This is a genomic window from Cytophagia bacterium CHB2, assembly GCA_030263535.1.
Classification (GTDB): domain Bacteria; phylum Zhuqueibacterota; class Zhuqueibacteria; order Zhuqueibacterales; family Zhuqueibacteraceae; genus Coneutiohabitans.
In genome coordinates, this window is sequence record SZPB01000225.1 from 1 (window position 1) to 10,670 (window position 10,670).

A 10,670-nucleotide genomic window follows, 5' to 3' on the forward strand; every position below is an offset into this window, starting at 1 on the left:
ATCATTTTTTCCTGAATAAATACAGCAAGAATGTGAGCACGAGACTCAGCACCAAGGAGGTAGCCAATGGAAAATAAAAAGTGAAATTTCCTTTGCGAATAACAAAATCACCCGGCAGCTTGCCCAACCAGGGAAGAGATTTGGCATTCGTGAGCACAAAACCAATGATGGCAAGCACGATGCCGGCGATCATCAAAAGCCGTCCGACTTCTTGCATATTCTTTTTTAAAAATAGTTCGGGTAATTTTTTATGGCGAATGATGTAAAAAAAGCCAATAAAATCAGGGTTAAAATAACATTTCACTCTGCGCGGCAAAGTTGAAAAAGATTTTACACTTGACTTTTGTATCGAATCTACTAGATTAGCCGTTGTTCAAATGAGAGAAAATTAAAGTCGAATGTGTTGCGAAATTGAATATCCCTGCGTTCCGTAGTGTGGGTAACAATCAAAGAGCCAACACCTTCAAGTAGGGAACTTAGCTCTCTCTCGTGTATTACATGCCTCATCCTGCTTCGGCGGGATCCCGTGGACGTAAAAAACGAGAAGGCGGCACCCACCGTGTGCAACCACGGTTCTTTGAAGGCCCATATGATCGGAAGCAGGGATTTTTTATTTCGATCCCTGCCGTAAGAGTTGTAAACCTTCCTCCTGCGACTTCACCACCGGCATCAATGTTTCGAGTTTCATCCGGCTGAAAATCTCCATCATGACCGGCAGCAAATTGCAAATCACCAATCCGCGTTTCTGCTTTTGCAGTTGATCGTATACCGCGATCAGCACGCCGAGTCCGGCGCTGTTCATGACGCTGACTTTCCCGAGATCGATCAAGACGCCGCCGCTGGCCGACGCCAGCGCGTCATGCAATTCCGCTCGAAATTTTTCCACCACTTGCAAGTATATCCGCCGCGGCAAAACCTCGATGACGATGAGGTCGCCTTCGTGGCGTAAAGCAATGGTCGAGTAGCTTGACATATTTACTCCTGCTCCTTGAGGTGGATAACCGCAACGCCTGCTCGGCGATCACATGATGCAACGATTGATACACTCTAAAAAAATCCTGCACTCTTCTTGCCATCTTTAAGGGGGCGCTTGCGGGATTCAATGCGCGGCGCCGAGTTGGCGATCCAGTGAACGATATTGAATGGCTTCGCTGACGAATTGCGGCATGATGTCTTCGCATCCTTCGAGGTCGGCGATGGTGCGCGCAACTTTCAGAATGCGATCATAGGCGCGCGCCGAAAGCCCCAATTTGGTGATCGCCATTTTCAGCAAGGCTTCGCCCTGCTCATCGACGCGGCAAAATTTGCGAATATCTTTCGATTCCATCCGCGCGTTGCAAAACAAATGTTGCCGCTGGTGGAAGCGTTGCAGTTGGCGCTGCCGGGCTTCTTCCACACGCGCACGGATTTTTTCAGAAGTTTCACCGGTGGCCTCGCCCGCCAACTCCGCAAATTTTACTGCCGGCACTTCGATATGAATATCGATGCGATCGAGCAAGGGACCGGAAACGCGCGCAAGATACTTTTGTACTTGCAACGGCGTGCATGAACAGGCATGGCCGGGATCAGTGGCATATCCGCACGGACACGGGTTCATGGCCGCGATCAACATGAATTGCGCCGGATACGTAAGCGATAACGAGGCGCGGGAGATGGTCACGCGGCCATCCTCCACCGGTTGCCGCAAAACTTCAAGCACGTTGCGCTCGAATTCCGGCAATTCATCCAAAAAGAGCACGCCGTTGTGCGCAACGCTCACTTCGCCCGGGCGCGGCACATGCCCGCCGCCAATGAGTCCGGCATAGCTGGCGGTGTGATGCGGCGCGCGAAAAGGCCGAGTTGCGACTAAAGCCGTGTCGTTGGGCAGGATGCCGGCGACGGAATGAATCTTGGTCGTTTCGAGCGCTTCTGCCAGCGTCATATCCGGCAAAATCGTGGGAAAGCGTTTTGCCAGCATGGTTTTGCCGGAGCCGGGCGGGCCGATCATGATGAGATTATGCCCGCCCGCGGCCGCCACTTCCATGGCGCGCTTGACATGCTCTTGGCCGCGCACATCGCTCAAATCAACGTGGTATTTGCGATGCGTTGAAAAAACTTCGTCAATATTCAACCCGCAGCGCGACAGTTCAGCTTTTTGATTGAGAAATGCGACAACTTCCTGCAAGGAATCTGCCGCGCGCACATCAAGCTCTTTCACCAGCGCCGCTTCTTTGGCGTTTTGTTTGGGCACGATCAAACCGCGCTTGTTTTGCTGACGTGCGGCGATGGCAATGGGCAGTGCGCCGCGAACCGGCTGCAGCGTGCCATCCAACGACAATTCGCCGAGCACGATGTAATCGTCGAGCCGTTCCGGATTGATTGTGCCCGCGGCCGAGAGAATGCCGACGGCCATCGGCAAATCAAAGCCCGAGCCTTCTTTCCTAACATCTGCGGGCGCGAGATTGATGGTGACACGTTTTTGCGGAAACTGAAAGCCGGAGTTTTTCACCGCCGCAACAATGCGCTCTTTGGATTCACGCACCGCGCCGTCCGGCAAACCCACCGTGGCAATTGCTGGCAACTGGCCTTCGAGATGCGTCTCCACCGTAACAAGATACGCATCAATGCCGAGCACTGCCGCGCTTAAAACTTTTGATAGCATACTGCCCCCTCATGCAAGCCAGCCATGATTTGACGTACCTCGGCCTTCGCGCCAGCTCATTTGGCAAAAAACAGTGAAATTCCTTGAGATTTCTCGATAATCCTCGCCAAGGGAATTTGTGAACATCAGTATATACAAAATCACTCCTACTTTGTCAATCGCTTTCACGAATCGTGAAGCGCGCTAAATCCGTTGCCGCTGTCACGTATGGAAAGAATTCCCGCGCTTCGGCGGCCATGGCGGGCAAATCTGCTTGGCCGAGTGTGCCGCTAAAATGGGTGAGGAAGAGTTGGCGCACGCCGCAGCGTTGCGCGATTTTGCCCGCATCCGCCGGCGTGGAATGGCCGGTTTGATACGCCCACTCGTGATCTTGCCACGGAAAAGTGGCATCAGCAATCAAGGCGTCAGCGTTGCGGGCAAGAATTTCTTCGCCCGGGCAAGGCGAGGTATCGACGCAGTACGCGATTTTAAGGCCGGGCCGCGCAGGGCCGATCACTTCTTCCGGTTTGATTGTGCGGCCGTCATTGAGCACAATGCTTTCACCCGCTTGCAAACGTCCGCGCTCTGGACCGAACGGCACGCCGAGTGCGCCCGCCTTTGCATCGTCAAATTTGCCGGGGCGATTTGTCTCCGCCAAAGCAAAGCCCGCGGTGAAGATGCGATGCTGCAACGGTTGCCATTCGACATGATAGTCCGGCGTGCGCCAGATGATGGCCTCGGAACCTTCGGTGATCTCGTGAATGGCGAGCGGATAACCCAACTCAAACCCGCACAAATCCTGATGAAAACGAATGTATGATGCAAGTCCCGCGGGGCCGAAGAGATGAATTTCCTGCTGGCAGCCCAGCATTTTGAGGCTGGTGAGCAGGCCCGGCAGGCCGAAGAGATGATCGCCATGAAAATGTGAAATAAAAATGTAGCGCAGCTTGCCCGGTTTCAAACCCGCGCGGCGAAATTGAATTTGCGTCGCCTCGCCGCAATCAAACAGAAAAATTTCACCCCGGCGCAGCAGCGCCACACCGGAAAGATTGCGCCGGGCGGTGGGCAATGCCGAGCCGGTGCCGAGGAAAACGATATCGATCATGTGTTTAGATAGATGAAATGACGTTCATAAGATAAACTTCAGGCGTAGCGGTTGCACGGTCAAGGTTGCGGGCGTCTGCCCCGCGACTTCGCCGTCGGGCGTGAGAATCTGCACGGGGTCGGCTTCAAGATGTAATTTTTTTCCGGAAAAGATTTCGATATTGGGATGATGCACATGCGCCCCGGAAAACACCGAGGGAAACGCCCGGATCACCGTGCGGCGATTCACTTTGTTCAGTACGATGACTTCCATCAAGCCATCGTCAAGCCGCGCGCCGGGCGCGATTTTCATGTTGCCGCCGGCGTAACGCGAGTTGCAGACAATCACAAAAACATTTTCCCGGACGATCGTTTCGCCATCCAATACCATTTTCATGTGCGTGGTCTTGAGATGGATCAAGCTGGTCAACACGCTTAAGGCATACGCCAGCACGCCCAGCCGCTTGAAGCGCAGCGCGTTAACCGTCACCTCCGAAACAAATCCCAGCCCCAGCGCGGTGATGAAATAGTAACCGTTCGGATAGCCCGCGGCCGGCGCGTGCGGCCGGCAATGAATCACGTCAATTGCGGTGGGCTGATCTGAAATTATTTTGCGCCACGCCGATTCGATTGCCTCGCCGGTTAACTCTTTTGAAAAAGAATTGCCCGTTCCTGCCGGGAGCAGCGCGAGCGGCGTCGTGAAGCCGGGCGTGTGTAAGCAGCAATTGATCACTTGAAACAGCGTGCCGTCGCCGCCCAGCGCTACAATCGTATCCCATTTTTCGGTAAGACGGTCGGGCAGCGCTTGCAGCAAATGGCCGTCATACTCGGATAACAAAACTTCACACACAACGCCGTTTTGTTGCAAGGCGTGCACCGCGTGTTGCAAAACTTTTGCACCCCGGCCCTTGCCGGCTTGCCGATTGGCGGCAATGAGAATTTTTTTCATGAGGCGGCTTCTGATTGGGAGATGAGTTGACCTCGATTTATCAGTAAAACACCGAGCTTTTGAAGAAATTCGAGTAAACTCTCAATGGAATCGAGCGTACCGAAAAAAACTGCGATGAGAACTGAATGTGCGATCCCTCACTTTTGCCGCGGCTCAGCATAGATCGCGAGCGCAACACCGGCGAGCGTGATCATGCCGCCGGCAAGCGCGCCGCTGCTGATTCCTTCTTCTAATAAGAAAAATGCCAATACGCTTGCACCTATCGGCTCACCGAGCACGGCAATGGACACTGCCGGCGCGGAGAGGTATTGCAGCGCCCAGTTGAAGCTGGTGTGCCCGATCATTTGTGGAATCAACGCAATCAACAAGAACAAACCGAACGTTTGCCAGGAATACAAAAAAAGCGGCTGCTGCAACAAGAATATGCCGGGCAGCAATACCAGGGCTGCCATCGCGTAGCAGAGGGTAACATAGGTTGCGGTGTTCATGTTGCGGCGCAGTTTGCGGCCGAGAAGAAAATAAACGGCTGCGAAGATCGCGCCGGCAAGCGCCAGGCCGTCGCCGAGCAGCGAGTTTTGGCCGCGGTGCGCATCACTGCGTGTGATCACGACGGTTCCGGCAAGCGCAATCAGCAAACCCCAGTAGAGCAATGGCCGAACCCGTTCGCGCAAAATCAAAACACTGCCCAGCGCGACAAAAACCGGAACCGTCGCAACCAATACGGTTGAGCTGGCAACGGAGGTATAAGATAATGATGATATCCACGTTGCAAAATGGCAGGCCAGCGCGCAGCCCGAGAGCGCGGACCGGGCAATCGTTTGGCGGGGGAGAGCGCGTACCTCCGCCAGCGTTTGCCGGCCGGTGAGCAAGATCAAAAAAAGCGAGGCAAAGAATAAACGATAAAATGCAATGACCAGGGCGGGCGCTTCGCACCAGCGCACAAAAATTGCCGAAAACGAGACGGCCAGGACTCCCGCCGCCAACACGGCAAAAACCGCGCGGCGTGGAATCGTTTTCGAGACGTTGGCTGCGGCGCTCACTTTTGTCCTTGGGCAGAATCGGGGCTTGCGGATTTTGCACAGCTTTGCACAAATTCGCGCAATGCGCGATAGTACATTTCACCACCGGAAATGAACGTGTCGTTATGATCAACGCCGTGCAGCGTGATGAATAGCTTCGGTTCGGCGGCGGCCGCAAACAGCTTTTGGCCGAGCGCATACGGGATGACGCCATCGCGATCGCCATGCACGAAAAGTTTTGGCAGGTTGAGTTGCGGCACTTTTTTGCTGCTCGCCCATTTCATGCTGGTGAGCCAGCCCATGGGCAAGCCGCCGAACATCAGCCGCGCCATGTCGTGGGCGTCAGTAAAGGCAGATTCGATGATGAGACCAGCCAACTCGCGCCGCCCGGCCAATTCGATGACGACAGCGCTGCCGAGAGAATGTCCGTGAGCAATGATCGGTAAACGGGGCGAGTGCTGTTTGAGCCAATCATGCGCCGCCTCCGCGTCGCGATAGCAGCCTTCTTCTGTCGGTGAGCCCGCGCTGCGGCCATAACCGCGATAATCAAACATAAACATGTTTGCGGGAATTTCCTCGCGCAAGCGCGCCAGCCACTCAATACGATCGCTGAGATTCCCGGCGTTGCCGTGCGCCATCAACAGATTTGCCAGCGGCGCTTCATGCGGAACGAACCAGCCATGAATGCTGACGCCGTCGGCAGTTGTCAGCGAAACCTCTTCCACCGGCAAACCGAAACGATCGGGCTGCCAGAATCCTGCGGGATATTTGCTGGGGAAGAATACCATCTGGCGTTCGAGCAAGCGAAGCAGAACCAGAAAAACAGCGAGGCCTGCGAGGAGGAATAAGATGGTACGCAATATGAAATCCTCAATCAATCTACCGGGTATTCTTGCAGTCGATATGCGCATGCAAGCGCGATGAGACGCATGTTTTTTTAATCAACTGTGAAAACCAATATCACCTTTTCCGGCAATTTTAAAGCCTTCGACGCTGGCGTAACCTCGTGCTCGCAGATATTCGGCAACAGCAAGGTCAGAACCGATTTGTTCCCGTTGTGCAAACGCCGCTTCTAAATCATTTTCTGCGGCGGTGGACGCTTCGTCTTCCTCAGCATGTACCGTTGCGGGCCGGACGAGCACAAAGTGAACGTTCCACTCGCCGGGTTTGTTTTCTTTCAAACAAGCGATGGACGGCATAAACGTGCCGGTATCGCCATAGCTGCCCGGCTCGAAGCGAAATGAGGGGACGTGCGAACGCCCGGTTTCTTGCCGAGCGGAATTATTCAAGCAACAGTTTTTGTATTTTTTCCCGCTGCCGCACGGGCAAGGATCGTTCCGGCCTACTTTGTCAGTCATGTGATCTCCGTTTTTTCTGGCGGATTTCCGGCACTTCGATAATACGAATGCTTTGGCCGGGATTTTCTACTGCCCAAGCTAATGTGTTGACCATTTGTTCGAGGGTGACGAGACCCAGGCGTAGCGCGGTGTTGCGCGTGCCGGGCAGATGTTCGAAGAGCCCGTACATCGGCAACAACAAATAAGGCCAGCGATGTCCCGGGCCCAGCACGTACCATGGTCGAATGAACGTGGCGGGCAACCCGCTGGCGCGAATCAATGCCTCGCATTCCGCGCGTGTTTGTACATACGCTTGCATCACCGGCGCGGGCTGCGCTACACTGACATAAACAAAATGCTGTATGCCGCCGGCTTTGGCCGCCGGCACCGCCGCTTGCACGGAGGCAAGGTCAATGGTGCGGAATTGCCCGGCTTTGGAGGGATTGGGATGAGACACACCCACGAGATGCACAAACGTGTCTGCCGGCCGCACGTGATCCATAAAAGAACGCGGCTCGAGCGCATTGCCCAAAACCGGCGTGCAGCCGGCCGGAAGTTTTTGCTCGGAACCTGCACGCACCAGCGCACGAACCTCATGGCCGCGTTGCAGCAAACGAGGGATCAAGCTGCGTCCCATGTAGCCGCTGCCGCCGGTGATGAAGATCTGGTGCGTTCGGTTTTTAGGTGTCATGCTCCCGCGTGGTTTGTGAAAACGTTCTGATCGTTGCCGGTTCCAGCGAGTAAAATTCGTCAACTTCTTGTTCGAGAAATGCAGGCGCTTGCCATCGTTGTGGTGGACACTATACAGAATCCCGCGGGCATTCTCAAGTGTTTAGTTTTTTGCCTTGCCTTAGCGAACGGATTTTGAGTATATTGCCCACGCAGAAATGAAGAAGGTTGATGCTCATGGCTGATATTGAAGAAATTTCCTCCGTACAAACAGATTTTGATCTTGCCAAGCAGGGCGACCGGCCCTCGTTGGATCGTTTGCTCGAGCGTCTGCGGCCGCAGGTGTTCACCACGTGCTATCGTCTCATTGGAAACGTCGATGATGCCGAAGATGCGGCGCAAGAGGCGTTAATCGGCATTATCGAAGACATTGTCACGTCTGCTGAAATCTCATGGCAGGCGCTGGTGTATCGTTGCAGCGTGGGCGCAAGCCTCGCTTCGCTTCATGCCTCGGCGCTGTCACTCTCCCAACAGAACGGGAGCCCGGCGGCTGCCGTGAATGAACGCCAAGGCGTCGAACCGTTGCTCACCGGCAAAATGCCGTTGTATGATATTGATGCTATCGAAGCATATCCGGAGCGGGCGGTGGCGACCTATGAGAGCCTGGCTCTGGTGTTCGTGAATGTGTTGCAGCTCTTGGCGCCGGAAACCCGCGCTGTTTTTTTAATGAAAGAAATTTTGGGCGCAAGCGATGCGATGACGGCGGCAGCGACCAATCTCTCCGCCGAGCAAATGGTGCAACACCTGCATTTTGCGCAAAAAACCATTCATGCCGCGCAAAGTAAATTACCGCGCCAGCCGATTCTCCCGTCGCATCCCGCTGCTGCAAAACTGACCCGCCGTCTCGGAAAAATATTGGTGGCGAGAGATCCGATTCGACTCACGGCGTTGTTTGATCAGCGCGCCGCACTGGTGATGCCACCGCTGGGTTCATTCTTCGGCCCGGAGGCCATTGCCACGCAATTTGCACGCATGTTCGAGGTGGGGTTGTCGCCGCACGCGACGGCGTTGGTCGAAGTCAACGGCCAGCCCGGGTTGATCTGCTATCGCCAGCGCCGCGGCCGCAAAGGCGTGCAATTTTACCCCATCATCATTTTTGTCCTCATGATCGCGCAGAATCTGCCCAGCGATTTTAAAATTGCGCGTATCGACGTGATTACCGATCAGAAAGTCATTCGCAAAGTCGGTAAAGCGGTGCCCTATCGCAAAACCGTTTTGCCGCGCACGGATACCAACGGCAAACACGAGTAGAAATTCTTGTTCGTTTCGTTTGGCCAATCCACACGCTAAAAAATTTGAGGCAGGAGCCATGACGCTGCCGGCTAAAAATTATATGCGCACCGTTGATCTCGGCCATCCGCCTCGCCCGCCGGCCAAAGTCGAGGCTGAGTTGACGGACCTGCTTACAGAAATTCGCGGCTCAAAGAATTTTCGCGTGCTCAAAATCGTGCATGGCTATGGCAGCCACGGCCGCGGCGGTACAACCCGGGAAACGGTGCGCGACTGGGCTTATCGCTTTCGACGTCATTTCCGCGCGGTGATTAACGGGGAAGATTACAGCATTTTCGATGATGAAACGCAAGAGATGCGGGACGAGTGCGGGCAGCTTGGGGATCCGGATTTGGGCCAATCCAATCCCGGCATTACGATCTTGTGGATTAAATAACTGTATCACTTCCGATTTTGTAATTCGCTTCTGTAAGATTCCTCTAACATGGCCCCAAAATTTTTGATCGAATCAAGGTTTTCGCTACTCTCCATAACGCCCCTGCCGATAAATTCAGCAAAATCATTAAATGTTTTCTGCGAGAGCTGTCACATAGTTGATGCGAATCATTTTGCAATCGCGGCACGGCGGTTGCTAATATGAAGATCAAAGTCACTCGATCTCGCTGATAGGACGGTTAGCGAAAGAGACCTTTGCATCCGGCTTATAATCGTGAGTGCCTAAAAACGTGGCATGATTTCTTCCTTAATCTGCGGAGAGCATGACGCTCGACGCCCCTCTCACAGTTGGCCGGATGATTTTTTTGGGGATTCATCTGAACGCCGCAGGGCGATTGACATAGATAGGCTCCCCCTCACAGCCAAGAAGGCCTGAGTCGAAAGATTCGGGCCTTTTTTATTTTGTGGAATTCAGATTTTGAAAAGCGTTTCCGCGCCAAAGCGTTCGCCAAAATACTGCGCGACGGCTTGATCTTTGGTAAAATAAAAAATTTGATGGGATTCCGCGAGATTGGCAAAAATATCCAATGCTTCACGCAAGCGTGTTTCATCCGCGTGCGCCAGCGGATCATCGAGCAGTAAGGGAATGCCCTCGCCGTTTTTGGCAAACAACTCAACCACCGCCGCGCGCAACAGCAGATACAGTTGCTCACGCGTGCCAAAGCTGAGTTTGTCGATATCGATTGGCGCGTTTTGATTGCTTTGCAGCACATGCACGGAAAAGGTGGAAGGCTCGACCAGGGCCGACAGGTATTTGCCGTTGCTCAGCTTTTGCAAATGGCGGCTGAGGAATTCATTCAGGCGCGGCGCAAAATCGCGGTGCAAGCGCTGCGCGGCCTGCGTAATCATGTCGTGCGCGAGCTCCAGGGCCTGGCGCGCCTGTTCATAGCGCGCGACTTCCGTTTCCACAAGCGCGATTTCCTCTTCCAACTCCGCGAGTGAAGGCTGATTTTGCAGGCGGGCGGCAATGCGTTCGTTGATGATGGACAACGTTTGCTTGCTGTCGTAAATCTCCTTCTGCAAATTCTCGCGTTGCTGCCGCAACACCGCCAAAGCGGCTTCGGAAACCTCGAGATTCAACGTTGCCAAAGGTGCGGAGGCCGCGGGCAGTTCCGCCAACTGTGTTTCGATCTGGCTGATATGCGCCGAAATTGTGGCGACGCTTTCGCCTTCCAAAATTTCTCGGCTCAAGGCTTTGGCCTGTTGTT

11 protein-coding genes and 1 pseudogene are annotated in these 10,670 nt (G+C 54.2%); 2 read left to right on the forward strand and 10 right to left on the reverse strand.

The window, feature by feature from the left end:
• Position 1: 1 nt before the first annotated feature.
• The 9 genes and pseudogenes from FBQ85_19495 to FBQ85_19535 form a co-directional block, all read right to left on the reverse strand.
• The gene (locus FBQ85_19495; GenBank protein MDL1877321.1) at positions 2 to 217 is read right to left on the reverse strand and encodes a DUF2905 domain-containing protein; all 216 of its coding nucleotides are present in this window, start codon (positions 215 to 217) and stop codon (positions 2 to 4) included.
• Between the two features lie 393 nt (positions 218 to 610).
• A complete protein-coding gene (locus FBQ85_19500) occupies positions 611 to 973 on the reverse strand; it encodes an STAS domain-containing protein (protein MDL1877322.1) in 363 nt (120 codons plus the stop codon).
• Between the two features lie 126 nt (positions 974 to 1,099).
• Positions 1,100 to 2,641: an ATP-binding protein gene (locus FBQ85_19505; protein MDL1877323.1), complete on the reverse strand. Its 1,542-nt coding sequence runs from the start codon at positions 2,639 to 2,641 to the stop codon at positions 1,100 to 1,102.
• A 154-nt stretch (positions 2,642 to 2,795) separates the two neighbouring features.
• Positions 2,796 to 3,725, reverse strand: a complete 930-nt coding sequence (gene rnz, locus FBQ85_19510; protein MDL1877324.1) for a ribonuclease Z — start codon at positions 3,723 to 3,725, stop codon at positions 2,796 to 2,798.
• A gap of 24 nt (positions 3,726 to 3,749) precedes the next feature.
• Positions 3,750 to 4,652 (reverse strand): diacylglycerol kinase family lipid kinase, encoded by a 903-nt coding sequence (locus FBQ85_19515; protein MDL1877325.1) that lies wholly within the window; start codon positions 4,650 to 4,652, stop codon positions 3,750 to 3,752.
• A gap of 137 nt (positions 4,653 to 4,789) precedes the next feature.
• Positions 4,790 to 5,755, reverse strand: a complete 966-nt coding sequence (locus tag FBQ85_19520) for a DMT family transporter (GenBank protein ID MDL1877326.1) — start codon at positions 5,753 to 5,755, stop codon at positions 4,790 to 4,792.
• Entirely contained in the window at positions 5,689 to 6,582 is an 894-nt protein-coding gene (locus FBQ85_19525) for an alpha/beta hydrolase (GenBank protein ID MDL1877327.1), read from the reverse strand. Before FBQ85_19525 ends, FBQ85_19520 begins: the two co-directional genes overlap by 67 nt.
• A 366-nt stretch (positions 6,583 to 6,948) precedes the next feature.
• Positions 6,949 to 7,029 (reverse strand): annotated as a pseudogene (locus FBQ85_19530) (hypothetical protein).
• Complete coding sequence (locus FBQ85_19535) at positions 7,022 to 7,699, reverse strand: NAD-dependent epimerase/dehydratase family protein (GenBank protein MDL1877328.1); 678 nt, start codon at positions 7,697 to 7,699, stop codon at positions 7,022 to 7,024. The pseudogene FBQ85_19530 and the gene FBQ85_19535 overlap by 8 nt, the downstream one beginning before the upstream one ends.
• Positions 7,700 to 7,908: 209 nt before the next feature.
• Between FBQ85_19535 and FBQ85_19540 the strand changes: the two genes are divergently transcribed.
• Both FBQ85_19540 and FBQ85_19545 read left to right on the forward strand, forming a co-directional pair.
• The gene (locus FBQ85_19540) at positions 7,909 to 8,988 is read left to right on the forward strand and encodes a hypothetical protein (protein MDL1877329.1); all 1,080 of its coding nucleotides are present in this window, start codon (positions 7,909 to 7,911) and stop codon (positions 8,986 to 8,988) included.
• Positions 8,989 to 9,046: 58 nt separating this feature from the next.
• Positions 9,047 to 9,403, forward strand: coding sequence for a hypothetical protein (locus tag FBQ85_19545; protein MDL1877330.1), 357 nt, complete (start codon positions 9,047 to 9,049; stop codon positions 9,401 to 9,403).
• Positions 9,404 to 9,873: 470 nt separating this feature from the next.
• On the opposite strand, the gene FBQ85_19550 is transcribed toward FBQ85_19545, so the two are convergent.
• Entirely contained in the window at positions 9,874 to 10,653 is a 780-nt protein-coding gene (locus FBQ85_19550; GenBank protein ID MDL1877331.1) for a hypothetical protein, read from the reverse strand.
• Between the last annotated feature and the right edge of the window lie 17 nt (positions 10,654 to 10,670).